Here is a 25,086-nt window from a genome sequence, read left to right on the forward strand (position 1 = left end):
CGACTCGATTGGCTTGTTGCTGCGGTGTGTTGCGGTACGAGTCGATCAAGGCCCAGGTGGTGAAATTGGTAGACGCAGGGGACTCAAAATCCCCCGCCGCAAGGCGTGCCGGTTCGATTCCGGCCCTGGGCACCAACTCATTCTAAGTCTCTGATTCTGCGGCGGAAGCCCGGAAGCATTCGGACTTCAGCAGCCAGCAGTACCTTTCCCCGATTTCTCAGCTTTTCCGCGATTTTTCCGCAGCAGCGGAGTCGCGACTATAACCGGCGCGTTACTGCGCGGTCTAGCCCCTCCCACTCGCGGCGGTAACGTAGCTTGTCGCACCTTTTCGATCGTGCGAATCGGTACAATCTGCGGCGATTCTTAACCCTCTGAGGAACCGCCATGACGGTCGATACATGGGCTGTTGTACTCGCAACTTTCTTCGGGCCTATCGCCGCCCTGCTCATCACATTTGCGCGGGACAACCGAGCTCAGAAGTACAACCGCCGCCTATGGGTGTTTCGAACGCTCATGGCTACAAGAAAAATCGGAATCTCGAATGACCACGTGAACGCTCTGAATGTGATCGAAGTCGATTTCTACGGATGCGATAAGGTAGTGGCCGCGTGGAAGTCGTATCTGGCGCACTTGAACGATACGCGGACGCCCGAAGATGATGCTTGGCGGGAGACTAAGGAAAGGCGGTTGGCTGAATTGCTCTTTGAGATGGCCGCTGTACTGAAGTTCGACATTCCGGCACTCGAACTGTTCAAGGGCGGCTATTCTCCGCTCGGTTGGGCCTACAGGGATGCTAGGCAGACCGGCGTCACGGAGTTCTTCAACGACTTGTCGGAAGGCAAGAAGTCGTTTCCGATTTGGCTTACCGGCGTGACACCTCCGCCCCAAGCGCCTGTCACCCCGCCAGCCCAAGGGCAGGTGTAACTGGCATTTTTCGGCAGATTCGCCGCGCCTAGAACCGTCCTACGGTCCCGGAGCGCGGCGAATATCGGTGCGCAACTAGCCGCCCTTCGCCTTCCTCTTAGCCTCCAGTTCAGCCTTCTCAGCCGCCAGCGCGGCGTTGACCGCACGAAGACAACTCGCATCGAACATTCCGAACGCGTCACGCAAGGAGTAGAACTCTTGCAGGTCGCGGCGCGACGCTAGGTGCTCGCCTTCCAGCCGCGAGAGAATCGGGTGGACGCCTTCATGCTTGCGCGGCGTGAGGTCCGTAACGAAGCGCGTAGGCACCGGAACCGGCTTCCAAGTGTCTAGGAAATCGAAGTTGTATCCGCGAACGGCATCGATCACTTCCGCCAGAGCGATGTGGGGCGCGACGGCCGCAGGAATCGCCTTCACATAAGCATCGATGTTGCGCGGCTGAGACAACGAAACCCACTCGCCTTCCGGCGTCTGGACTTCGGTGAGTCGCAGCCAATGATGCGGCTGGACCGGCCCGCCTTTCTTCGCGTCGTGAGACGTGATTGCCAGCCCTTCCGTAGCGGAAAACTCCTGTGTGCGATAGTGAACGCCGCACCTCACAAATTCAAACCTTTCACGCGCCATGATCTGGATCGCCTCCCGTTATTGTTTGCGCCCATCTGCGTTGCTGTTTGCGACCGAGTGGAAAATCGGCTGAAGGTGCTGGTCGATAGCTCGCGCCAGTTCCATAGGGTCGTGCGCTCCGCCTTCGATATTGAAGTTGTTCGTGATCTGAACGTTCTGCCCCATCGTTAGCTCGCGCTCGCCCGCCTGTCCTCCCGCGATCACCTGCGCGGCGTTCTCCTGCATGTTGCGCAGCGCGATGTCGATATCAGCAGACTTCTTTTCCAGACCGTAGCGCGACGCAGGGTCCAGACCGGGCGCGTTCAATCCCGCGAGAACGCTGCGGCGATCTTGAAGCAGGGACAGGTAATCGTTCCCCATGACCACTTGCGCGTCTGAGGCCTTGTAGTCGCCTTGGATGACTTGCTGCGGGTCCGTTACGCCGAGTCCAGCCGCGAGGCGCTGTTTTTCACCGCCCAGCCGTGCCTGCTTCCACGAGTAGCCGCCGTGTCCGGTGGGCGCGGTAAGGTTTCCGCCCGAGAAGGTAACGGGACTGCGCGCGTCCGGATTAAAGGCCGTAGCACGCGGCCCGCTCATCGCCGCAGCGCCCAAAACCTTCGCCGGATAGGAGTTCGTGCGAATGCCCCACTGTGACTGATCGAAGCCTCCGTGATAGCGTTTAAGCGCTAGTTCAACGTCACCATTCGACTGCTTTATGAGCGCAGACAAAAGCTGCGTACCGCCCATGATGTTTTGCGTCGGGTCGTTCGGATCGGTTATGCCGAGTGCTTTGAAGTTATCGGGAATGATCTGCATGAGGCCTTGCGCGTTCTTCTCGCTCTTGGCCTTCGGGTTGAAGCGCGACTCTACAGAGATAACGCCGCGAATCAAATCTTCAGGCACATTCGGAAACTTGGCGTGCGCGTCCTTGATGATCTGGTCGTACTGGCTCGTTCCCGCGATATTCGCTGCCGCGCGATTATCGTCATACGTGATCTTCCCGGAGCTATTGAAGAGGCTCGCAGGCTTCCCGCTGCCGAAACCCGCTCTGCCCGCTTCACCCGCCCAAATCGCCCACGCGTGACGCTCGTCCGTAACTCCGCTGAAGGCGTTCACGGAAGTCGAGAAGGCGGCAACGATCTGTTGGAGCTTCGCGGCGAAATCCTGTTGCGCGGCGTTGTCCTTGTCGCTCTGTTCGAGCGCCTTATCCACGGTCTTTGTCTGCGCGTCCGTGTTCGCTTTCTGCGCGGCCATCTGCTGCTTGGCGAAATCCTCTGCGGCCTTCTGATCCTCGCCGGTATGGAAGATGGACGACAGGCCGCGAGCGCCTTGCAGTTCTCTGAACTTCGCATCGCGAATCTCGTTGAACTTCTGCTGATCGATTTGATCCGGCGTGCGTGCGAACGTGCGCGTGATCGCGTCCACGAAGGACGTAAGGTGCGGAAGGAATTCGCCGCCCAGCGTCACGGCCAGCTTGGACATTTCGTTGTTGAACTGTGCGATCTTGTCGTTCAGGTCAGCCGTGTTCTTGGATGCTTCCTCGTACGCCTTTACGTCCTCATCCGTGAGCGAACTTCTCTTAAAGTCCGGGCCAAGGTCGCGCATGTTCTTCACGATATCCTTGTTGAACCCGAGTTGATCGCCGAGCGCCAAAGCCTTCGATTCGTCCATCCGCGAGAACGCTGTGGCGAGCATGGAGTTGAAATCCAAGCTGGACGTATTGATACCGGGCCTCACTCCCGCCAACCCGAGCAGCGTGGCGGCGCGGCTAGTTCCGTTCGAAGCCTTGTAATCGTTCAGGACGTTCTGCGATTGCTTGAAGAACTCCGACACCTGCCCGCTCGATACGTTGCCGCCCTTCGTGAGCTTGCGCTGCATGTCGTAGAGCCGCAGCCCGCCGATCCCGCCCTCGCGTGCCTCTACGCGCTGCGAGTTTATTAGATCACGCGCCGCAAACGCGGTACGGGTCGCCGCAGCGAAGGCCGCAGCCGCGACTCCCGCTGCCGAGAAACTACCGCCAACCGCGCGCATAGCCATCGCGACTTCATTCAGCTGCGGCACGAGTCGGGATAATTCGCTGGTCGCGCTGGAAGCGAACTCGCCCATACTCTTTTGAACGTCAGTTACGCCTTTGGTCGTCTTGGCGGTAGCTGCGGCAAGCTGGTTGAGGCGCGCGATTGCGGCTTGAACGTCGATCTTGTAGTTGATCGTGAATTGGTCGAGGTTCGACATTATGCTTTATCTCCTTCTGCCGCAATCTTGCCGAGTACGGCCATTTGTTCGAAGTGCATCCCCATCGCGATAGCCATCTTCACGCCCATCGCTGAGACTTCGGCTGAGACGTATTCCTTGACCTCAATATCAACGTCGTTGAACGCGAGGACTTCATCGAAAACGCGCTTCAAGTCTTGCCACCGCACAAGTAGCGCGTCCACCGCCTCCCGACTATCGAGCGGCTTCCCGTCCACGGTCGCGTCGCGAAGGACTTCCATCGTGAAGTCCATCTTCCGGTCACGTACGTCCGTCACCGCGTAATCGATCGCAGCCGCGCGCATATCCCAGCCTTGTAACGCGCTCCAACGGGCGATCTCAACGCGGCGCGCGGGGTTCTCCAGTTCGATAACCTTCGTGTCGAAATTTGCTTGCTCTTCCATTTCCATGCACTCCTAATCGTTAAGGTGAAAAGATTAATCGGTAGCGGGCGGCGATCCGTTCACGGTCACGTAAAACGGACCCCTTCGACTCGCCAGCCAGTACTGAAGTTGAAGGACAATGAAAACGCCGTTCATACTGGGATTCAAAATGGACTCGAATTTCGCCGCGACAGCGAGGCGGATGGCCGGGTCAACGAAAACGGTTCCCTCCACACCCCATTCAGTCCAGTTGGGCGGTCCGATGAACTCGTTGAGTGTGATTACATCGTCCTTATTGATGATCTTGGTCAAGTCCTTGACGTACAGGAAATCATCATCAATGAACGCCGCGACGTTCGGGTTGTACTGGTCCTGAATGCGGGGCAGGAGTGATGCGACCGAGGACCGCGAGCGGAACATGTTGGTGATGATCTGGTTGTCCTGCGACGTGTCACAGATGATGTGCTCGTTATCGAAGCCCATCTCATTGCCCGCCCATAACACGAACTGCCTGAACGACTGCTGATATGGAGGATCGGTAACAACGAAACGCGTCTTATTGACTTGCTTTGTGTAACAAACGATTCGAACAGCGAGGTTTGGCGGCACGCCAACTTGATCGCACATCGCTACTTGACCATGGAAAATCTGGCCGAGATTGTTCTGGGTCTGCCCGTTGTCGTCCACCCACTCGTACCCTGCCGCGATGTACACGTCGATGTACGGTTGCTGTACGCCGTTCACCAGTCGCTGATTCTGATTCCACGCGCTGAACTGCGACATAAGCTGCTGGCGGAACGCGGCGGGCAAGTTCGTGACTTCGATGATCGCTTGCGACTGGAGGGCGAGGCACGCCTTCGTTACACGCACGCGCAGATCGAACGTTTCGTTAAGGATGACGTTCGTGCCGCTCGCGTTAGGCGCGAAAGGATTGGTGAACTGGCCGGTGCTAGGCGCAGGCGACAAATCGAACGCAACGCGCAGAAGGCGATTCTTGAGGCCCGCCATGATTAGACCTTCGTAACCGGAGGGATGAAAATGTTGAGGTGCACGGCGCGCGGATTCTGCGACATGTCCTTCAGCAACAGGTCGATGGTCGAAACGATATCCGCGCCGATGATGGCCGGGTCGTCGGACGGCATGACGTCATACGTGATCACTTGCGGGTCTTGTGCCGCTGCGACGAGGGGCTTGGGTTCTGCCGAGTTGGCTTTATCGTTCGACTGGCTAAGCACCACATGCATGTCGCAATCGAAGTTCTTGCGAAGATTGATGTTGATCCAATCCGCCACTTCCAGCGGATTCACGTCACCAGTGACAGCCAAATCGAGGAAGTTAGTTTTGCGTTCGTTCATTTCCATTCACTCCAATCCGTTCGTACTTCTATGTTTATGAGAACAACTAGGCCGCGCAATCAAAACAGGCACGTAGGCGTTGCGGCGATGAAGTTCGTAGTGACCATCTGCTTTGTCGTGCGTCCAGTCGTACACCACTTTCATCGCCACTAGTGCGTAGAAGATTGCGCGGAAGAGGTTCAATGTTATTGGGCTGCGACCTTGGTCACGGCCTTGATCGATTCGGCCAACTCTTTGGACAAGCGTTCGAGAAACATCTTCATGCAATCGACTTCAATCGTCGCGCGTTCTTGATCTGTGTCAGGCTCGATGATCGCTTGCTTATCGAATCGCTGGTGGATCAGCATTTTCAGGATGTGATCCGGGCCGATGAGGGTCAAGCCGTTGTACGTCTTGTTGACCTCCAAATTGAAGGCCAGCCAGTCCTCAGCCGCCTCGAAACTCTTGACGCAATTCTCATAAAACGCTGCGACCATGCGAGTTTCGCGGACAAGCCACTCTTTGTACTCTTTCAACGTTTCTACTTTTCCATCTTCAGTCATGATTTTCGTACTCCTTGATAATTGAGATTGAATTTACTGCGTAAGTTCAAACAAGTACTGCTTACCTTCGTGCTCAAAAACTTCCTTGCCAGACAGCTTAAGTTTCCGTCGAAAGCGAATGTGGACGCTCTGACTTTGAGTCGGCAATCCAAGCGCCAAGAACGCCGCCCAAACCGATCTGAACTCTGAGGCGATGCCATCGAAAACGACTCTGCAACCGTTGACCGTCACGCGCGCGGCCATAGACGGGTCACTGACGTACGCCTTGGCTCGTTCGCTGAGTCGCTTCCGGTGATCAGCGTCATCCGCCTTCACTCGCATAGCTTCGTCAGCCTTCGCCCGGTATTCGGGTTTCGCCGACCTAGCACGCGACATTTCGACAATCCCCTCACGCCATTTCGGATCAGCCGCGCGAAGCAAGGCAGCGGCAGAGTAGTTGGCGCGCGACTCTTCAGAGTGCGTCCACGTGGCGCCAAGGCAACTTCCAGCAGTCGGTGAAATGTTGTAACGCATCTCAACCGGAACTGAGTCGATCGCCGCCTGTTCGTACTCAAGCAGCGCAGCAGGATCGAGAACGGAAATGATCTGATCGAACGCGAAGTTTTCAATTCCGTACTTTCGGATTGCGTTTTGAAGGTGAACGTTACTGTTCGTGCCTTGCTTGTGATCGGCAAGCCGCCGCTCCACTTTCTTCCCGCTTCCCGTGTACGACTTCCCGTTCACAAGATTAGTGATCCTATAGATTCCTGCCGCGCTGATCGCCATGACGTCTGACTCCTTTAGTCAGCGAGAACGTACTGGCCCAGCCGCGCGTCCCAACGTGTCGGAATCGGAGCCATTTCCGCGCCGGTCGCTTTCGCTTGTGCTTCTGCTGCGTCCATCGCTTGCTTGAGCTTGGCCTTAGCGGTCGCTGCGGAGTCCGCCGCCCGAATACCCTTCACGGTAACGCCGCGCCGCTGAACACTTACTCCGGTGCGCGGAATGCCGCCGCGAGCGCGGATGCCCGCGAAAATTGCGTCCATCGTGCCCGCGAGCTTGGTCATAAGGCCGTCGATATTCGTGTCGCCCGCCATGCCTGCGACCGTGCGCGGATCGGTAGCGCGTTGCTGCTCGCCCTGCGCCACTGCGAGTCCCGCGTTATCGAACGGGGTTTGCTCGAAGCCCTTCGGAACGAAGTTGCCGTCCATCGACACGGTGCGCGTCTTGCGGCTGGCGGTCATAGCGGCCTTCGGCGCGTTCGCTGCGGGGTGGCCGATGATTTCGCCGCTGACCGCTGCGTCCATGACTCCGGGCGTGCGACCGTTCAGGCGATTGCCCGCCTTCATGTTCTCGTGAGCCTTCGCGAGTGCCGGATGCTTCGCGCGCAGAAGGTCGCCCCAGCGCTTCTCGAAGGCCGGGTTGTTCAGAGCGACTTCCATCGCTTCGATCAGCGTGCGCTCGCTGTCCGGATTGTTCAGCTTGTGGTCGATGATCGGTACGAAGCTATCGACCGGCGCGCCGCTGAGGTTGGTGTGTCCGCCACGATTCATTTGTTTTGCTCCTGTTGGTAAGGTGACTACTTCTTGTCGTGCTGGTCGGCAATGAAACCCAACTTGCCGCGCGATTCGTACAGCGTGCTCAGGTCCGCGCGATTCGAGGTGAACTTAAGCTGCGTGTCGATCCACGCGATGATCTCCCGTGCGGACTTCGCGATCATGGTCGGATTCGCGACTAGCCGCCCTACTTCCGCCGTGACGAACTTCGAAGCCTCCAGGAACTTGCACCCGGCGAATGCGCGGTCGATGGCCGCTGCGTTCAGTTCCGTATCCTTGCCGCATGCGAACGTGGCGAGGTAAGCGACCTGCGGCATGTAGCCTTCCGCCCGGAGAACGCAGTAAGACGTGAGCAATGCGCGGTGCCGTTCCAGAAATTTCTCGCGCTTCTCCAGCGCCTTACGATCATTCTTGAACGGCCATTCAATATCCGCGTTCGACATCTCGCCGCGCGGCAGGAAGTATGTCTGCGGGCTGGACTTGATTTCGCGGACTTGGGCGAACATCAATGCGTGAGCGTCCTTGCCGTGGAGCATGACCAACTCTGCGGCCGTATAAAGCGCCGCTGTGTCGATCACTTCCAGAAGGCCTGAAGGACGGCCTGTGTTGACTACGAGTTTCATGCTGCCTCCCGCGCCTTCGCCAAATCCGCGACCAATTGCGGATAGACAAGCTGGTCCGCAGAACCGCCAATAACGCGCTCGATTTTGACGGCCATATCGGTAGTGATTCGTGCTTTGTCTTTAATCATAAGGCTCAATAATGCTTCGGAGATTTCGAGTTTCTTTGCGGCTTCGCTTTGCTTGAGTTGGTTCTTTTCAAGCAGGTCTTTAAGCGCGGTGCCGGGAGTTCTAGCGGGGTGAGTTTGCATCGCGGTTTCCTATATACGCTGGGTGGGCGCTTATCGTTAATTCGAGTTTAAGCCTGTTCACCGGTCGATGGCTACAATCGGACATTAAATAAACGAAATATCGCGGCTTGCACACTCGTTTAATGTCCGATTGTTTTAAGGCGTATTAAAGGCAGTTAAACTTCGATTAAAGAAACGTTGTTTAACTTTTAAATCGGAGCCTGTTCAAATGTCTCGACTCGGTATTCACAATCACCCAATCTTCTTGATGGCCGCGAATTACGCCTTCCCTGAGCATTTCGGAACGGCGGTTTTAGTGTATGCATCAGTGATCAGCGCGAGTCTTTTAAATAACTTCCGCGATAAACTAATAGCCGGGAGGATTATCTAAATGGACACTGTCGGGGTGAAAGTCAGCAAATATCGCTATGACCCTTCGCGGACTAAGGTGCACGTTTATAGGGACAGTCCGGAAGTAATCGCGCGACGGGACGCAAGCCGCGCAGAGAGAAAGCGAAAGCGCGAGGAATACGCCGCGCAACAGGCCCAATCGAAAACGAATGTGGAGCGGCATGCCGAGTGGCGCGCGGCACGGGACGCAGAGAAGGCGCTAGAAAAAGCGGAACGGCGCGCCCGAATCGAGGCGCTACGGGAGGCCTTGCAGGTCGCGTGGGAAGCCAAACAGGCAGCGAAGGAAGCCGCTAGAGCACGGGAGGCGGCACGGAAGGCGGCGCGCGAGGCGGAACGGTGGCCTATCGATCCGGTGATTATGACAGTGGGCGGCGAGTCGTTCGAATTCCAATCGCCGCAACAGGCATTCCGCCACTTCGATTTAGGTGTTGCGCTTTACAACGCCTGCAAATGGCAAATGAAGAACGGCGGGCGAATTACGCTCGAATTTATGGGCGAGACTTATCGACTGGAGAGGCGCGGAAAATGAGCACAATTGAAACCTCATGGCTAACGCCGCTGCTTCACGCTATCGAGCCGCCCGAGTACGAAGAGGACGTGCGCGTACAGCGGATGAAACGCACATGGGTCAGCGCGGACGGAAAGGCAAAATCTCTCCCCAGCCTACTCGATAAGGGTGAGCCGAAGCCCTTTGTGCCGATTCACGTTTATGCAACGGTAGACGGTGTCCGTAGGCCGTATCGCTCGATCGGTGCCGCGTGTACGGCGCTGAAGCTCTACCTGGCCGGGTCACGAATCGAGAAGCTGCGAGAGAAGGTTGTTTGCGAAGGGATGGTGACGATCAGATGCGGCGAACGAGAATTCCTGTTCGAACTGAGGGATTAGCTGCGCAGTTTGAACCGTAGAAATGAAAAGCCGCGAGACTGACGGGAGGCTCTGAGGAACCCGAAAGTAACGCGGCTTTTTCACATCGCCGCCTGAAACACGGCGATTGGGCGATTGGAGACGGATCATGACTCGCGCTGCGGCGTACCGGGCGCACGCGAGAACGCCCGGTACGGGTTGTATTATCGGTCGCGTTCACGCCGCAAAGATAGTCTGTGCGGACACTGGCGCCCGTATAACGCGCACTGCGCCTGTTTAATTTCGGCGATCACGCGCTGTCGGTTATCCGGCGTTTCGCGCGGGCGCTTTACTGTTGTTGTTGCGAATGCGGCGTGTGAGCCTGCGGCGAGGATGATTAACGCTGCGAGCAGACGGCTTTTCATGACGGGTTACCAGTATTTCGACTTGTCGATATAGCACTCCAAATAGCCTCTTGCCGCGCCACTCGCTACGTCACCGCTGCAAATGGGCGACCAGCGCAGGACATTGAATCCCACGTACAGGCAGATGAAAATAAACAAAAGCGACGCAATCGTGATCGGGACGATAGCCGCTAGTTTGAGCGAGTGCATAATCTGGAGTCCGTAGAGTTAATCCGTAGGCCGATTATCGATTAAACGTCCGATGTAAGTCGAGTGGAATAGCGCGCTTAATTAGGGACGGATCGAATCGGACATTCCGGAAAAATAATATAATAAGACCAGCATGTTTCCCACCTCGCGCGGAAAGAGGGTGAGGGCAGGTGTTTTGATCTAGGCAAACGAAATGGGACAACAAACGATGAAAGACAGTCCACGCTCAGCCTTACGCGGACCTTTCGATGCAGCGTCCATATCGTAAGGTTGAGAGTCGCGTTTCACGCTTCGATTATTCGCCTTTACAGTAATAATCGCTGCGTTTCGCTTAAAAAGTGGGCGTAAGAGTTGAGGTCGTCGTACGACTATTCACAGTGTATATTGGGGTTTCGTTATTCCGCTTGGGTTATACACTGATAATCGTATTAGTCGGAATTTTACGTAATAAGCGTTATCGGTTTTTCGCTGCTTATTTACCCAGTCTATCACGTGCCGCGCGTGTTGGGTCGTTATTACGTTTATATTACGGTCGCTGAAAAGACAAAGGGCGCTTAGAATCGCTCTAGCGCCCTTCGATACTCCTGGACTACCTTCGCTATACCTTAGGGCGTCCGAAGCCCGCTATACACGTTTTAATGTGTAGTCGGTCGGTTCTCGCCTTCGGGCTTCGGGTCGTCTGGATACAGGTCGTCCAAAGTCGGGACTTTCTTCGTCCGCCCTGCCTCATCGATCACGGTGATGTCGAGCAGCACGTTCAGTCGGTCGATTGCCGCGATCTTATCCGCGCCGCGCGTCTTTTCACTCTTCAGGATGGCGAGAAGGTGATTAATCGCCTTCTTTTCGCTCCAGAGGTCCGTAGGCTTCGCGTCCTTCAGGCGGGCCGCTAGGCGTGTTTTAACATACGGGTTGCACTGCGCCGCCATAGCCAAGGCGTCCGCATTTCCGATATTTGCGCTGTATTTGATCATCTGGAATGCGTCGATGATCGCCAAATCACGTGGGACGCCCTCGATGATTAATTCGATAAATGCGTCAAAGCAATCCGCGCACTCTGCCGCGAATTCCGGTTCCACGAAATCACCAGGGCTGTAGTTGAGTTGATCCATGATTATTAACGTCCGTCGAATGCTATTGCGTTGATTATATTCGGCTTTTACATTGATGGCTCGCGCACTTTCACCAACGACAATCGCCGCCAATGCTTTTGTCTCAGAGTGCTTTAGCACAGTAACTTCGGCTGACGCTGCTAGATCGGATAAGGCTTGATTTCCGATCTGGGTCGTTTCGTTTCCGATTTTTGCTTGAACCCAATAGCCGCGCGGCTTTTACATATGAAAAAATCGGAATCGGAATAGATCGGAGATTTTTATAGATTTTTAGGACGGGATTGTTAGTGTGCTAACTATCGTGCCGGGGGATAGCGACGCCTGTAAGGGAAGAATGCAGGACGATATCCGATTTCGATCTAAGCGGACGCTTAAAAGACCAGTTCGCAATAAAATCAACAACTTACAATGTCCGCCCCAGATCGGAGAAAAATCGGTATTCCGATTTTCCAAGGACAGCCAAAAACATAAAACATACGACGAAACAAAAAGGGCAAACCCACAATCGCAGGTCCGCCCAAGATTCAACAACGAACGTCAATAAACAAACAATCAAAAACCGTTACCCTTCGCCTTTTCGATCATCTCAGAACGCCACTCCATCGTGGTCGAATCCTTACTGGCGGGCACGTATCGCTTGCAATTCTCTTCGGTAGCCGTCGCGTCCAGCATCGAACGCAAACGCGCATTCACAAACTTCTTCATGAACGCCGGGTCTTTTGCTTTCTCAGCATCGATCGCTTCGCCAGACAATAACTCGTGCTTCAAATACTCCTGATTCCGCACATAGACCGTATAAGTGCCGCCTTCCCACCTAACATCTTCCGGAGCACGCGTCCACCCAAGCTTCGTGCCGAGCATCGTCGCAATCTGGCGGCGCATACGATTGACTTCACCGGTATCGCGCTGAATGTGCTCCTGAAGCAGCCGAGCGGCAATAATATCCTTCGACACGCCCAACTCGCCGTGTTCGATATAGGCTTTAATTTTCGACATACCCATGTCCGCTTCCTCAGCGTTGATCATCACCTTCTTGGACTCAGTATCGGGCGCGCGCATATTCCACTTGAATCCAGCCGCCAGTTCATATTCGTTGAAGAACTTACGCAACTGCGCGGCGTGATCGAAGGATGAGGCGAGACGTTCAAAATATTTCTCGTATTGACCGTTCACCTCCACGAATTGAGCGATGGTCCTCCAAGGCGTGAACACGACCATATAGCGTCGATCAGTGAGGTCCAAAGGAATCGCGTTCTCATAGTTCGTCAGCGCCGCGTAATTCGTGCCGTTCGGAACGATATGGCGCTTGACCCATTTATCCTCAATTTCAACCTTCGGATTCGTGACATAGGTTTTGAGCTTATCGGTGACCGCGCTTCGAATTTCGCCGCTCTCCGGTTTCACTTCCTCGATACAGACCATCGCACTTCCCTTCGCCCAGCCGGATTTCTTCGTGATCTGATCGCCGTTCACGGTACTCACATTCGCGTCACCGAGAAGCGCGGCCATCAATCCTTGGAAAATGATCGTCTTGCCGTCGCCTTGAATGCCCTTAATCAGCGGGCAAAAGCCAATGGTCTTCCCCGGCTGCTTCACGTTCATTGCGATCCACGATTCGAGATAGCACGCGACCTTGTCCGCTTCCCAATCGCCGCTCAGATAGCCCTTCTCGCCCGTCAACTGCCGGATATGCGTACGCACGGTCAGGATTGCGGCCACGCCTTCGTCCGTGTATTCGGTCGCGGTGGGCGGGATGGTTTTCTCGTTGAACGTATTCACATACACCGACCCTTCAAATTCAAACGTGGCGGGCCGTCCGAAAACGTGCGCGGTTCCTGCGGCGGGCTTAAATGGGTGAACGTCCTGGACCCACGTGAATGCGCTTTTCTTCCCCAACTTCTTTTCCGCCTTCATGTTGAAGAAGTCTGAGCCGAAGACAGCGTTGAAGTCAGTGCTCTTGTACGTATGCTTCGAACCGGGGCGGCACACCGCGCTTTCCGCGAGTGAATACCACCATCCGTAGTACCACTTCGAACCCACGCCCAAGTCCTCGACACCCTTCGCGGCGGTGCTGTTCGACTGAGCGCGATTCGCGGCAGCAGCCGCGCCGCCCGAAGTGTTGTCGCCCGCCGCCGCAGCGCCCGTTCCCTCACCTTCCGGCGGACCGTTCTTGCGCGATTCGTCCTGCGTTTCCTTCTCGTCCGCGTCCTGCGCACGCGACGCGCGACCGGAAGCGGCCTGAGCTCCGCGCACGAAGGGTTCGGGACCGATCTTGTCGATGAAGGCCGTAATCGGGCGGGAAAATGCGTAGCCGCGCGCCTCTTCATTGAACGTCATCGCGCCTTCGACCGCCTCGCAATCGTCATTCGCCGCTTCCAGCTTATTCTCGATATCGGGCATCACGATCTGGTCGATGAACTTCTTCCACTTTCTCCCGGCCTTCTGGCAAGAGTCGTGCGAGCAGTGGAAGTTGTACGCGACGTCATGGCGCGCATCCGGATTCCAAAACGCGGCGTCCGTCGCTCGCTGGCCGGTGCTATGCTCGTCACCCCAAGGGCAAACGATTCGATACTTGCCCGCTGTCCTTTCCTCCATCGCGCCGTTCGGACCCGTCCCGCTCCCGAGACTTCCGAAAAGCCTAACGGCACTCTTAAACACAGCAGCATTGAAGTCGTCTGCGGCGCAATCCGGGTCAACGTACTTTTCGCGGACCACAATGTCGAATTCGAACGCAGCCGCAATCTCTTCCATCGTGTAGCGATTGAAGTAATTCGCTTCGACTTGGCGCGGCTGAAACGGCTTGCCGCTCGCGTCCGAGTATTTCAGCGATCCGTCCTCGCGGCGCTTATTGTTGACGCCCATGCCGAAACGACCGATGCGGGTAATGTCCTTGATCGTGTGGTCGCCGCCCTTCGACAGCGCTTCGCTCGCGAAGCCTTCGAGAAATGCCGCGTATCGCTCGCGGTCCGCTACAGGCTCATCGAAGAAATACCACGCTTGAAAGTTGGAAGGTGACGTTTCAATGATTACGGTCGGTTCCAGCTTCCCTTTGAGATCGTCCAGCGTCATATCGCCTTTCGATCCGGCACCCGTCCCAATGTCGTCCACCATAAGCGCGAGGCCGTGACCGAAATTGCTTTTGTGCCGCCAGAACTTCATTTCTCCGGTTTTCGGGTGCTTGGCTTTGATCGCGGACGAGATCATCGCGTAGCAGTTCTTTTCGGTCGGAAGCTCGTGGCCTTCGCGGTACGGTTTAGACGCCCATTGGCGGCCATCGTATTCCTCGCCTTCAATGTTATTGGCCTTTTCGGGATACGTGACCATCACGCGCTCGTCATCTGGAAGTCCAGCGCCGAGTTCATTGAGAAACTCTTGCGCCAGCGCCATCCGCTCTTTCGCCGTGATTTGAACGGTGTTTTCTTCTTTACTTTCAAGGGTTTGCATAGCTATAATCCTAACGTAGTGAGATTGTTTAGTTCGTATCGCCCGAAGCCGCGCACTTACCCTTCCCAGAGTCCTGCGCGGCTTTCTTTTGTTTGCGCGGTCTAGAATTCATCTGCTTCGCTCCTCAAATAAATCGGCAGGTCTGTTCGCGATTTCTCCGCTTGCTCCTGCTTCCATTCGCGTTCAGCCTTCTTTCTCGCCGCTCTCGCTTCCTCCACCTGTCGTTTCCGCTCGTCTTGAAGGCACGCGTACTCAGCCATTAAGTCGTCACGCAATCGCGGCCACTGGTCAAACCAAGGCTGATCGAAAAGGAACTCGCAATACCATTCATTCTCGGCGACGAAACAAAGGGCGGTGCCAGCGAACTTCCCCCAAGGCATTACTCCGGACGTTGTGTAGTGGTCGTCCTCGTCAAACCCACCTCCATAATCCGGCCTGTACTCATAGTTCACAGCCTTCTCCCGAATTAGTGTTTTCCAGCATCCAAACAAAAAGGGCTGACCCTAGCTACAAGCGGTCAACCCTTTCTATGTCCGTCTTGAGGAGTGCTAAACGCGCTCCGGGCGGGACTCGCCCTGTATTGCTATCGCTTACGCTTCTGCGACTTCCTTGTGGCGCGGCGTGTACTTCACTCCATCGCCGCGCGCCTTCTGAATATCGAACGGAACATCACCCTTCTCGACCAAATGGACGAGAGCAGAGCGAAAGAAATCGCTCACGGAAACGTTCTTGCCCTTCAGAGCTTCGCAAGCAAGTGCCTTTAGCGCCGGATCGATGACCGTCCGCATTTCGGTGTATGCCATGGTGGCCTCCTAAGAACTTAGGACTCTAGTTTACCTAAGTAACAACGATAATAGTCGATCACTTTCAGGATTATTTTCGTGATAGCTTTTAACTCTCACAATTTCGAAAATTCCGACAACCAAGTAACGAAACGTAACCGAGATTAGCCGTGAAAACGCCCGCCTAGATCACTCTAAGGCGGGCGTTGGAAGGGAGACTAGGCGTTTAGGCTGCGACCGCTTCGAAGGCGTACGTAAGCCCTTTATGTTCGAAGAAAACCGGCTCACCCGCTGCGGCTTTCACTCGCGACCTAAACTTGATGTGCTTTTCGAATGGAAGCTTGAGAGCCCGGAACGCTTCGGCCACGCTCTTAAACTCGGTGACGGTTCCGTTGTTCGAAACTTTTACGCGATTGCGTGTGAGCCTCGCGGCCTTCACTTCCGGATCGATCCATGATAAGGCGATGCCCGTGCTGTTCGCGGCTTTCGGACCGTAGTATTTCGGAAGGTTGAGCGCCGAAAGGCCGAACTGCTCGCCGCGCGGCCACGCCCAAGGCGCATAGTCCACAGGCGAGACTATTACGGGCTGCTCGACCGTTTCGACGTTCGGGAGCGCCTTTACTACCCCGTCCGCCTCTATCCATTCGAGATTTTCGACGGTTGCTTGAACGACTTCGGGTGCGACTGCTTTGGCTGACTTAGCTGAGAGGGTTTTGCGTGCCATGATGAGGATTCCTTAGGGTTCTTTCGGTTCTGGGAGGTTCTGTTCACTGCGACTACGGGATTTATTATCCTGAACTTTCTGTTTGATGCGTTACAGAAATCTTGCGATTGTCCAACTGATTTTCACTATCACGTCTGAGAATTAGATAGTCAGCCCGGCCCGCCGCAATTTCGCGGCTGTCTCGTCCGTCAGCGGCAACTCCCCGCACAACTCCAACAAAGTACGGCCCGCCTCGTTCGCTATCGCGCGCAGCGTGGCGAGTTCGGTTTGGATATAGCGGGCCGTAATCGCGCCGCGTGAGACGGTCATGCCCTTTTCGTTCGTGGCCCAGTTATGGCCGAGTAGGACAGCGACTTTCGAATGGTCCGCGCCGAACGCTAAGTCGCCGACCGTCGCGAGCGTCCTGCGCAGATCGTGGGCCGTTACACGCTCGATGCCCGCCGCGTCGCAAACCTTCGTTAGCGAATCGCCTACCCGCGAGAGGTGCGGCGAACCCTCCTCCGGATCGCCCACGCGCTTCGGGAATACCCATTCACGCGACTTGCGGCTGACGTACCGGACGCGCAGAAGGTCCACAACGTAATCGCTCAACGGAAAGACTCCGCTGAAACCCTTCCAGCCTTCCGTGCCCGGTTCGATGTAGGCGAAGCCTTTCGCGAGGTCCAACTGACCCCAGCGCAACCCGAGCGCCGCGTTGAGGCGCAACCCGCTCAGAAACAGAAGCCGTACCGCGTCCCGACTGTCGCGCCGCTTAAGGGTCCGTCCGACCGCCGCCCAGAACGCTCGAAGGTCAGCGACTTCTATATGGGAGGTGCGCGGCTTCGGTGCGATGAACAAACGTCCTAGCCGCACCTTTATTATGGGGTTGGAGTCGAGTTGATCTAGGCTCATCAGGAAGCTGTAGACGCTCGACATAATGTTGCTCATATAGAGCGCCTTAGATGCGCCATGCTTTTCGCGGACCGCCGAGAAGAACTCGACCCAAGCGAGCGCCCGCGTGTCTGCCAGCCGCCAGTCATGAACCGGCTTCAGGGCGACATCGAACCACTTCTGGTAGTCCTTCTTTGTGCTCGCGGCGAGCGGCTGACCTTTCTTTGTGCGGCGGTTCTCGATGAACATCGGCCAGACGCCCGCGAGCGTCGCGTATGGATCGTCCTGCGGCTTCGGTTCGGGCGGGCGGTGCGCGGCTCGTAGGGTGCTGAGCGCCCATTCGCGCGCCTGCTCGTAAGAGAACGAGATAAGCCCGTCGCCTTCCGTCGCGGCGAGTCCTAGCGTGTGTCGAAACTCCTTCCCGCCCGGAGCCTTACCGCGAGCGAACCAGACGGCGCGCCCCTTCGGGGACACTTGTAGCCCGAGTGTCGGGAATTCGGCGTCTGTGTATCGGCCCGGAGTCCGAGCCGCGAGGGTGAAGACGGCCTTGCGCGAGAGGGCTGAACGCCCGTTTTCTAGGGTTAGCATTTTCCGTAACTTTTCCGTAGAGAGTGGATAAGTACGGAAAAGCCGGGAATTCGGGTTGAAACGTGGCCTTAAATCGTTAATCGAATCAGCAACTTAACTCGTGCTCTGGTTTTCGCACTCGACTCAAAATCCCCCGCCGCAAGGCGTGCCGGTTCGATTCCGGCCCTGGGCACCAGGATTACTGAAAAAGCCGCTCCGTCGTGAGCGGCTTTTTTGCGTTTGGGTCAGGCCCTTCCTGGACGTACTCCAAGATCGCGTCGCGTTGATCTATTCGCGTCAACCCGTGTCAATCGACGCCCGAACGCCGCTCCGTTCTGCCCTGAGGCGTTTCCTTCGGGAAATGGCGAAAAAGCCAGTCCGCCACAACAGGAGCACCGTATCTCGCGAACGCGCACGCCAGGACGACAGGCCAATACTCCCTAAAAAATCCCAATACGAAGCTCATCATCTTGCCACCCTCGCCTTCCATTCATTCGCCACGATTGAAAATACGTAGTAGACCAAAGAATCTCGCAACGGATGAAGCGGCAAGATTCCTCGGACCTCTTCACTAAACGAAGCCACGAGCAAGTATATCCACAGGAGCACGCCAATCAGAGAGGCGAAAATTCCCAGATTCGCGATAAACATCGCCTGACTGATTCGTTGCGCTGACGTCCAGAACCCGCCGCGCAGTTCGCCCGGCAGCGCGGCCAGCGCAATGTTCAGACTGACGCTGGAGGCGACGAGCGAGATCGGAAAGAAATCGTCCTTCCCGGGCTGCTTCAGCGCCACTCGCAAGATGTATTCGATCATTCCCATGAACAGCGGCAGTCCGACTATCAACTGCCGCGCCGTCGCGTCAAAGCCGTTCGATTGCATTGTCATCATCCATTCGTATCTGATGACACGCAATCTCGCCCGCGCAAACATTTGCGGGAAGTCATCCAGATGGCTATGTCGTGTCCGTACAGGTTTCTTTATTGTTTCTTCCTGACGTCACGATTCGCGAATGTGCGCAATCGCGTAGACGCGTTTAACCGCGCGCCGCAAAAATACCTCCCATCGGCATTCAGAATCCCGGCGCGAGGAGCATCACGGGGATGCTCGCTCGCGCAGCGCCCGCATTTCGGGTTGCTTAGGACCATCTCGATGTCGTGACCCGCTCGCGCGATGCGTCGAGCCATAACTCGAAGAAGGGTACGACATGAATCGACCTGAATACTCGCTGTCACTCGACTCCGTCATCTGCAAACGCTGCAGCACGGTTTCGCCAGCCGAGGAAGACACCTGCCCGTCCTGCGGCGCCGATCGCCAGGGCGCGATTTTCACGAGCCGCGCGGAGACCCGCGCGCCCGTGCCGGTGCCTGCGCAACTCGATATCGTCGATTGGGATGACAGCCACTGGCTGCAGCGCCTCGTGCGCCGCAGGATGCTGACGTCCTATCCTAACTTCATCGAGCCCGGCGATGCGCAGGAGCAGCGCCGCAAGTCCGCGCATACGACCATCGCCGTGCTGGTCAGCGGCGTGGTCGCGAGCATTGCGGTCGGCGGTTACTTCTATGCGCGTCTGGATGACAATGCCCCGCCGGTGAGCGACGACCCGGGCATCAGCGTGGCGGGCTCGGTTCGCGACCGCGCGTCCGGCGCGCCGGGCGCAGACGTTGCGCGGCATGCATCGTTGATGCGGTCCAAGGCGGATTCGGCGAATGCGCAGGCCGTCGCGCCGGCGTCGGCGTCGGCCGCGGCGATCGCGAAGGCGAATCACACGCGCGAAGAACACGCCGTGGCCTCGCCGAGCGTCCCGCTCGCAGCGCGTGCGACGACGGAACCCGCGTCGGTCGCACCACGCGTCGAGCCGCGCGTCGTCGTCGCCGCAAGCACACCTGCATCGGCGAGCACGTTGGCTGCCGCCGCACCGGTGAAGCCGCCGAGCGTTCCGGTCGTAGCGCGTGCGACGACGGAAGCGCCGCCGGTCGCACCGCGCGTCGAACCGCGCGTTGTCGTCGCCACGAGCGCGCCTGCATCGGCCAGCACGCTGGCTGCCGCCGCACCCGCGAAGCCGCAGATGCCCGCCGCGCCCGTGGCACATGTCACGGCGAACGCGCCGTCGCCGGGCATCGCGTCATCGGCCGCCGTAGCCGTGGCGAAGCCCGCAACACCGAACACGACGACGAGCACGCCGGTCGCCGCCGCTGCGCCGTCGATCAAACCGGCGACGCCGGTCATCGCATCGATGCAGAAGCCGGAACCGCGTGTCAGCACGACGCTGACAGCAGCAGCCCCGGTCCCTGCAAAACCGGCGACACAAACGCCCGCGCCCGTCACGCCCGTCACGCGCACGACCGAGCCGCCTCGAACCACTCCGACGATCGCAGCCGCCGAGAAGCCCGCAACACATCCGGCACCGCCGGTCGCGGACCCGCTTCCCGCTGCCGTCGCGCGAAGCATCGCGTCGCTCCAGCAAGCGCTCGCCAACCGCGATCTCACGACCGCGCGCCGCCATATGCGCGGCCTCTATGCGAGCGAGCCGCGCAGTCCGGAAATCCAGCAGCTCGCGGCCGAATTGTCGCGTCAGGAACGGGCGCGCGACGGCGCGATGGCGAGCGCACGCAATTGCGTCGCGAACATGGACGCCGCGTGCGCATTGCGCAATGCGCGCCGCGCGGTGTCGCTCGATCCGCGCAACGGGCAGACGCAGGCGACCTTGCGCCGAGCGCTCGCCGTGCAGAACGAGACCAATACCGAGTACTTCCGGCAAGCCAGCGGCATACCGAAGCCGATCGTCCCGACGATGACCTTCGACGGCCGCTGGACCGCAGGCTCGCGGCACCCCGCGATGTCGGGCGATGACGACGACTCGCGTTTCACGCTCTTCGGGCTCGGCGTGCCGGTGACATCGAAGGGACGCGGCGACGCACACTGACGCGCATCGAAACAAGCGCACGGATTGCGAACGGAATAAGCCGCGAGGCCCATCCGTTTAGAGGTGACGAACGAACTGACGGCGCACCGCTGCCGAAGGAGTCACCATCATGCAATCCGGATTGTGGAGCCGCTTCATCGTCTGCGCCGCGGCGGTCGTGACATTGACGGGCATCGCCTCGTGCGGCGGCGGCAGCTCGAGCGACAACATGCCGGCGGCGACACGCTTCAAGATGTCGATCGTCGTCTCCGATGGCGCCGTGCCCGCGCCGCACACGGACCCGAACCTGAAGAACGGCTGGGGCGTCGCGTTCAATCCGAACGGCTTCGTGTGGGTTGCCAACAATGGCACGCAAACGGCAACGCTCTATGACGGCAACGGCGTCGTTCAATCGCTCGTCGTGTCGATTCCCGCGACCGCAAACGGTCCGGCCAATCCCACCGGAATCGTCTTCAACAAAGGACCGGATCTCACGCTCGCGCGCAACGGCAAGTCCGGCGTCGCCGCATTCATCTTCGCGGGCGAAGGCGGCTCGATCACCGCGTGGGCGCCCGCCGTCGACATGACGCACGCGTTCACGGCCGTCGACTCGAGCGCATCGGGCGCCATCTACAAGGGACTCGCGATCGCCACCACGGCGGCGGGCGGGCATCGCCTATACGCCACCGACTTCCACAACAACAGGATCGACGTCTTCGACGGCACCTTCACGAAAATCGTCGTGCCCGGCGGCTTCACGGACACGCAGCTTCCAGCGGGCTTCGCGCCCTTCGGCATCCAGGCGATCGGCTCGAAGATCTTCGTCACCTACGCGAAGCAGGACAGCGACGCCGAGGACGACGTGCCGGGCGCGGGCCAGGGCTTCGTCGACGTGTTCGACCTCGACGGCAACCTGATGCAGCGCTTCGCGGCGAACGGCCCGCTGAATGCGCCATGGGGCATCGCGCAGGCTCCCGGCAACTTCGGCACCTTCAGCAACGATATTCTCGTCGGCAATTTCGGCGACGGCACGATCAACGCGTTCGATCCGAATAGCGGCGCGTTCGTCGGCCAGTTCATGAATACGGACGGCACGCCGCTCGTGCAGCGCGGCTTGTGGGGCATCGCGTTCGGCAACAACCTGAGCGCGCAGCCCTCCAACACGCTCTTCTTCGCGGCCGGACCGAACTTTGAAGCCGACGGCGTGTACGGCCGCATCGACATGCAATGAAGCGCGCGGCGCGTTTCCCTGGGCGATGACGCCGGCCCCGGACGCCCCTTCGTCCGAATGCGCATCGCCACGCTCGGCGCCGCCCGCGGTTCGGGCGGCGCTCTTTTTGTATCGCCGAAGCGCAACGCGACCGGCGAACGCGGACCGAAAGCGCGGCTTGCTAGAATGCGCGCTTCAACTCCGCTCATCCGATGGACCTCGAAACCCTCCTCTTCTCCCAAGGCTTCGGGTCGCGCCGCCAGTGCCGCGGCATCGTCGCCGAAGGCCGCGTGCGCATCGCGGGCGTCGTGCACGACGATCCGCATGCCGATCTTCCCGTCACGCCCGGTCTCGAATTCGAAGTCGACGATCATCTCTGGCCGTATCGCGAGAAGGCGTACATCGCGCTCAACAAGCCGGCGGGTTACGAATGCTCGCGCGATCCGCAACATCATCTGAGCGTGTTTCATCTGCTGCCTCCGCAGTTCGTCGAACGCGGCGTGCAGTCGGTCGGCCGGCTCGATCAGGACACCACCGGCCTGCTCCTTCTCTCCGATGACGGCGCGTTCGTTCACGCGTTCACGTCGCCCAAACGGAAGGTGCCGAAGGTCTATCTCGCGACCGTGCGTCATCCGCTCGACGATGCACAGCTCTCAAAGCTGCGCGAAGGCGTGCTGCTGCACGGCGAGTCGAAACCGAGCGCCGCGCTCGCGGCCGTGCGGCGCGACGAACGGCTCGTCGAACTCACCGTGCTCGAGGGCAAATACCATCAGGTGAAGCGCATGGTCGCGGCCGCCGGGAACCGCGTGGAGAAACTGCATCGCGAGCGGGTCGGCGGTTATGCTTTGCCTGGCACGCTTGCCGAAGGTGCATGGCGCTGGCTCGATGAAGCCGATCTCGCCGCGCTGCGCCGGGAGCCGGATACGACGCCGTAGCTTCGCTTCGAAGCCGCCGCGCCGGATGCATCGCAGCCGTTGTTCGATCACATCGAAGGACGAACCCATCATGCACATCCCGGCGAGACGGCGGTTCATTTCCCTGACGCTCGTCGCGTGCGCGGCCGGCCTCGCCGGTGCGCGGGCGCGCGCGCAGAACGACGAGCGGGCCGATGGCCTCGCTTACGGCGCCGCACCGCGCCAGAAGCTCGACGTGTATGCGCCGCACAGCCGCACGGACGGCGCGCGGCCCGTCGTCGTGTATTTCTACGGCGGGAGCTGGCAAGGCGGCGAGCGCGCGGACGCACGCGACGTCGCACAGGCGCTCGCGCAACGCGGCATCGTGACGATCGTGCCGGACTACCGCGTGTATCCCGAGACCATCTTCCCCGGCTTCATCGACGACGCCGCGGCCGCCGTGCGCTGGAGCCGCGAATATGCGCGCGACTTCGGCGGCGATCCCGGCCGCATCGTCGTGATGGGGCATTCCGCGGGCGCGCATATCGCGGCGATGCTCGCGACCGATCCGCGCTACCTCACGGCGCACGGCATGTCGAAGTCGGAACTGCGCGGGATGATCGGCCTCGCCGGCCCGTACGCGGCCATCCCGCCGCGCGAAGCGCATATGTCGGACATCTTTCCGGACGCGCTGCGCGGGCGAACGCTACCGATCGACTTCGTCACCGGCCACGAACCGCCGATGCTGCTCGCGACCGGCACCGCCGATACCGTCGTCGATCCGTCGAACAGCACGCGATTCGCCGACGCGTTGCGCGCACACGACGACGCCGTCGAGCTGAAGACCTACGCGGGCCTCGGCCACGTTCAGCTCGTCGATGCAATTTCGGCGGCGCAGCGCGCGGGCTCGCCGGTTTTCACGGACGTGCTCGCCTTCATCGACGCGCATTGAGCATGCAAATCGGTGAAAGCCCTCAATGACGGGCGCTGCGGCGCAGCATGCCTTCCGCCGTCCACACTCATATACTGGTCTTACGGATACCAAAAATGACTATCAAAAAAGCAGGAGGGCATCATGGTCTCCCACTTGACCGTCGCGATGATTGCGTTCGTCGCGCTGAGCGCTGTCCTCATCGGGGTGCTGGCCATCGTCATGCACATGCGCCACAAGTATTCGCCGAATCTCATCGGCGCATTGATCGGCGCGCTGATGTGCTTCGTCCTGCTCGAAACGATCCCGGCGCTGATCTAGCGCCGCGTGGCCGTTTTCAGGAAATCGTCGACCGTCGGATGGCGTAGCGCGTAGCCCAGTTCGCGCTTCAGGCGCGCGTTGGAGAGCCGTCGCGATTCGCGCATGAACGAAAGCGTGACGGGTTCCAGGCGCGCTTCGGCTTCCTGCCGCGAAATGCGCGGCACACGCGGCAGTCCGTATGCATCGGCCACCCGGTCGAAGTAATCCGCCATGCGCAGGTCCGTGTCGTCCGAGGCGTTGATCACGCGCTGCGGCCGCCCGCGTGCGAGCGCGCGCAAAAGGATCGCGGCGAGATCGTCGGCGTGAATGTGATTCGTGTAGACATCGTCGGATTCGATGAGCGCGGGCATGCCCTTTTCGATGCGCGCAACTGGCAAGCGATTGGCCGCGTAAATGCCCGGAATCCGCGCGATCGACACACGCCACCCGCTTCCCACTCCCGCCGCGCGCAACTGCCGCTCCGCCGACACGCGCCGCCGCGCACGCTCGTTCTCCGGCCGCGCGGGACGTGTTTCGTCGATCCACGCGCCGGCGCAGTCGCCGTACACGCCGGTCGTGCTGGCGTAGACGAAGCGCGTGCCCGGCCCGGTCCGCCGCTTCGTGGCCGCGCGAAGGCCGTCGGGTACAATGAAAGACGTTTTTCCGGCTCGATCCGGATGCAGCCAGTGAGTCTTTGCGCCGCGCGCCACCGAGCGGCGCGGGCGGCGCAACGCGGCAATCAGCGCGCGCGTGCGACGGTCGGAATCGCCGTCACGCTGCGGCGGCGCGAGATGCAGCACGTTGCGCGCGAGGCCCGCGAGCCTTCCGAGGCTGCGGCGCAGGTCGAGATCACCGGAAATCGGCGTGGCGCCGGCCGCGCGCAACTCGCCCGCGCGCTCCGGATGATGCGTGAGCGCGATGACGCGGGGCGCGCCGGCACGCGCATGCAGAAGCGGCAGCGCGCGCATGCCGACATCGCCGCACCCGACGATCAGGACACGCGCGCGGCGAAGGTTTCGAGTGGCGATCATCCGGGCATTCTATCCG

General features: G+C 58.9%; 26 protein-coding genes and 1 tRNA gene. 9 read left to right on the forward strand and 18 right to left on the reverse strand.

The genetic code is table 11. The annotated features are described in order from the left end of the window. Positions 1-50 precede the first annotated feature (50 nt). Together IAG25_RS25400 and IAG25_RS25405 are read left to right on the forward strand one after the other, a co-directional pair. A tRNA-Leu gene (locus tag IAG25_RS25400) sits at positions 51-135 on the forward strand. 249 nt (positions 136-384) lie between these two features. Next, positions 385-924 carry a DUF6680 family protein gene (locus IAG25_RS25405; protein ID WP_187607300.1) on the forward strand — a complete coding sequence of 180 codons (540 nt, stop codon included), beginning with the start codon at positions 385-387 and terminating at the stop codon, positions 922-924. A gap of 75 nt (positions 925-999) precedes the next feature. Here IAG25_RS25405 and IAG25_RS25410 read toward each other — a convergent pair whose 3' ends face one another. From IAG25_RS25410 to IAG25_RS25455, 10 genes are all read right to left on the reverse strand, one after another. Next, positions 1,000-1,545, reverse strand: coding sequence for a hypothetical protein (locus IAG25_RS25410; protein ID WP_187607301.1), 546 nt, complete (start codon positions 1,543-1,545; stop codon positions 1,000-1,002). An 18-nt stretch (positions 1,546-1,563) separates the two neighbouring features. Next, the gene (locus IAG25_RS25415) at positions 1,564-3,756 is read right to left on the reverse strand and encodes a lytic transglycosylase domain-containing protein (protein WP_187607302.1); all 2,193 of its coding nucleotides are present in this window, start codon (positions 3,754-3,756) and stop codon (positions 1,564-1,566) included. After that, positions 3,756-4,184, reverse strand: coding sequence for a hypothetical protein (locus tag IAG25_RS25420; RefSeq protein WP_187607303.1), 429 nt, complete (start codon positions 4,182-4,184; stop codon positions 3,756-3,758). The genes IAG25_RS25415 and IAG25_RS25420 overlap by 1 nt, the downstream gene beginning before the upstream one ends. A gap of 27 nt (positions 4,185-4,211) precedes the next feature. Beyond that, on the reverse strand, positions 4,212-5,165 hold the full coding sequence (locus IAG25_RS25425; RefSeq protein ID WP_187607304.1) for a baseplate hub protein: 954 nt from the start codon (positions 5,163-5,165) through the stop codon (positions 4,212-4,214). 2 nt (positions 5,166-5,167) lie between these two features. After that, complete coding sequence (locus IAG25_RS25430) at positions 5,168-5,512, reverse strand: hypothetical protein (RefSeq protein WP_222946642.1); 345 nt, start codon at positions 5,510-5,512, stop codon at positions 5,168-5,170. Positions 5,513-5,697: 185 nt separating this feature from the next. Then, positions 5,698-6,054 (reverse strand): hypothetical protein, encoded by a 357-nt coding sequence (locus IAG25_RS25435; protein ID WP_187607306.1) that lies wholly within the window; start codon positions 6,052-6,054, stop codon positions 5,698-5,700. 33 nt (positions 6,055-6,087) lie between these two features. Next, positions 6,088-6,819, reverse strand: a complete 732-nt coding sequence (locus IAG25_RS25440) for a GIY-YIG nuclease family protein (RefSeq protein WP_187607307.1) — start codon at positions 6,817-6,819, stop codon at positions 6,088-6,090. Between the two features lie 14 nt (positions 6,820-6,833). Then, on the reverse strand, positions 6,834-7,583 hold the full coding sequence (locus IAG25_RS25445) for a hypothetical protein (protein WP_187607308.1): 750 nt from the start codon (positions 7,581-7,583) through the stop codon (positions 6,834-6,836). Between the two features lie 26 nt (positions 7,584-7,609). Next, a complete protein-coding gene (locus IAG25_RS25450; protein ID WP_187607309.1) occupies positions 7,610-8,209 on the reverse strand; it encodes a hypothetical protein in 600 nt (199 codons plus the stop codon). Further along, positions 8,206-8,457 (reverse strand): HigA family addiction module antitoxin, encoded by a 252-nt coding sequence (locus tag IAG25_RS25455; RefSeq protein ID WP_187607310.1) that lies wholly within the window; start codon positions 8,455-8,457, stop codon positions 8,206-8,208. The genes IAG25_RS25450 and IAG25_RS25455 overlap by 4 nt, the downstream gene beginning before the upstream one ends. Positions 8,458-8,827: 370 nt before the next feature. Between IAG25_RS25455 and IAG25_RS25460 the strand changes: the two genes are divergently transcribed. Together IAG25_RS25460 and IAG25_RS25465 are read left to right on the forward strand one after the other, a co-directional pair. After that, complete coding sequence (locus tag IAG25_RS25460; protein WP_187607311.1) at positions 8,828-9,376, forward strand: hypothetical protein; 549 nt, start codon at positions 8,828-8,830, stop codon at positions 9,374-9,376. Continuing rightward, positions 9,373-9,732: a hypothetical protein gene (locus tag IAG25_RS25465; RefSeq protein ID WP_187607312.1), complete on the forward strand. Its 360-nt coding sequence runs from the start codon at positions 9,373-9,375 to the stop codon at positions 9,730-9,732. The genes IAG25_RS25460 and IAG25_RS25465 overlap by 4 nt, the downstream gene beginning before the upstream one ends. Before the next feature lie 1,207 nt (positions 9,733-10,939). Here IAG25_RS25465 and IAG25_RS25470 read toward each other — a convergent pair. The 7 genes from IAG25_RS25470 to IAG25_RS25500 all read right to left on the reverse strand — a co-directional run bounded on the left by IAG25_RS25470 (position 10,940) and on the right by IAG25_RS25500 (position 18,682). Further along, positions 10,940-11,413 carry a hypothetical protein gene (locus IAG25_RS25470; protein WP_187607313.1) on the reverse strand — a complete coding sequence of 158 codons (474 nt, stop codon included), beginning with the start codon at positions 11,411-11,413 and terminating at the stop codon, positions 10,940-10,942. Between the two features lie 552 nt (positions 11,414-11,965). After that, positions 11,966-14,857, reverse strand: coding sequence for a DNA-primase RepB domain-containing protein (locus IAG25_RS25475; protein WP_187607314.1), 2,892 nt, complete (start codon positions 14,855-14,857; stop codon positions 11,966-11,968). Positions 14,858-14,958: 101 nt separating this feature from the next. Then, on the reverse strand, positions 14,959-15,309 hold the full coding sequence (locus tag IAG25_RS25480; RefSeq protein ID WP_187607315.1) for a hypothetical protein: 351 nt from the start codon (positions 15,307-15,309) through the stop codon (positions 14,959-14,961). 138 nt (positions 15,310-15,447) lie between these two features. Further along, a complete protein-coding gene (locus tag IAG25_RS25485; protein WP_187607316.1) occupies positions 15,448-15,660 on the reverse strand; it encodes a hypothetical protein in 213 nt (70 codons plus the stop codon). A gap of 205 nt (positions 15,661-15,865) precedes the next feature. Next, on the reverse strand, positions 15,866-16,363 hold the full coding sequence (locus tag IAG25_RS25490) for a hypothetical protein (protein ID WP_187607317.1): 498 nt from the start codon (positions 16,361-16,363) through the stop codon (positions 15,866-15,868). 141 nt (positions 16,364-16,504) lie between these two features. Continuing rightward, positions 16,505-17,821: a tyrosine-type recombinase/integrase gene (locus IAG25_RS25495; protein ID WP_187607318.1), complete on the reverse strand. Its 1,317-nt coding sequence runs from the start codon at positions 17,819-17,821 to the stop codon at positions 16,505-16,507. Positions 17,822-18,265: 444 nt separating this feature from the next. Then, entirely contained in the window at positions 18,266-18,682 is a 417-nt protein-coding gene (locus IAG25_RS25500) for a hypothetical protein (RefSeq protein ID WP_187607319.1), read from the reverse strand. A gap of 325 nt (positions 18,683-19,007) precedes the next feature. Between IAG25_RS25500 and IAG25_RS25505 the strand changes: the two genes are divergently transcribed. From IAG25_RS25505 to IAG25_RS25525, 5 genes are all read left to right on the forward strand, one after another. After that, positions 19,008-20,726 (forward strand): hypothetical protein, encoded by a 1,719-nt coding sequence (locus IAG25_RS25505; protein WP_187607320.1) that lies wholly within the window; start codon positions 19,008-19,010, stop codon positions 20,724-20,726. A 109-nt stretch (positions 20,727-20,835) separates the two neighbouring features. After that, a complete protein-coding gene (locus IAG25_RS25510; RefSeq protein ID WP_187607321.1) occupies positions 20,836-21,936 on the forward strand; it encodes a TIGR03118 family protein in 1,101 nt (366 codons plus the stop codon). A gap of 191 nt (positions 21,937-22,127) precedes the next feature. Continuing rightward, positions 22,128-22,850 (forward strand): pseudouridine synthase, encoded by a 723-nt coding sequence (locus IAG25_RS25515; protein WP_187607322.1) that lies wholly within the window; start codon positions 22,128-22,130, stop codon positions 22,848-22,850. A gap of 70 nt (positions 22,851-22,920) precedes the next feature. Continuing rightward, the gene (locus tag IAG25_RS25520) at positions 22,921-23,760 is read left to right on the forward strand and encodes an alpha/beta hydrolase (RefSeq protein WP_187607323.1); all 840 of its coding nucleotides are present in this window, start codon (positions 22,921-22,923) and stop codon (positions 23,758-23,760) included. 123 nt (positions 23,761-23,883) lie between these two features. Then, positions 23,884-24,060: a hypothetical protein gene (locus IAG25_RS25525; RefSeq protein ID WP_035497911.1), complete on the forward strand. Its 177-nt coding sequence runs from the start codon at positions 23,884-23,886 to the stop codon at positions 24,058-24,060. Here the strand turns inward: IAG25_RS25525 and IAG25_RS25530 are convergent. Beyond that, positions 24,057-25,070, reverse strand: coding sequence for an NAD-dependent epimerase/dehydratase family protein (locus IAG25_RS25530; RefSeq protein ID WP_187607324.1), 1,014 nt, complete (start codon positions 25,068-25,070; stop codon positions 24,057-24,059). The two genes, IAG25_RS25525 and IAG25_RS25530, sit on opposite strands and share 4 nt — an antisense overlap. Between the last annotated feature and the right edge of the window lie 16 nt (positions 25,071-25,086).

Source organism: Caballeronia sp. EK, from assembly GCF_014384845.1.
Taxonomy (GTDB): Bacteria; Pseudomonadota; Gammaproteobacteria; order Burkholderiales; family Burkholderiaceae; genus Caballeronia; species Caballeronia jiangsuensis.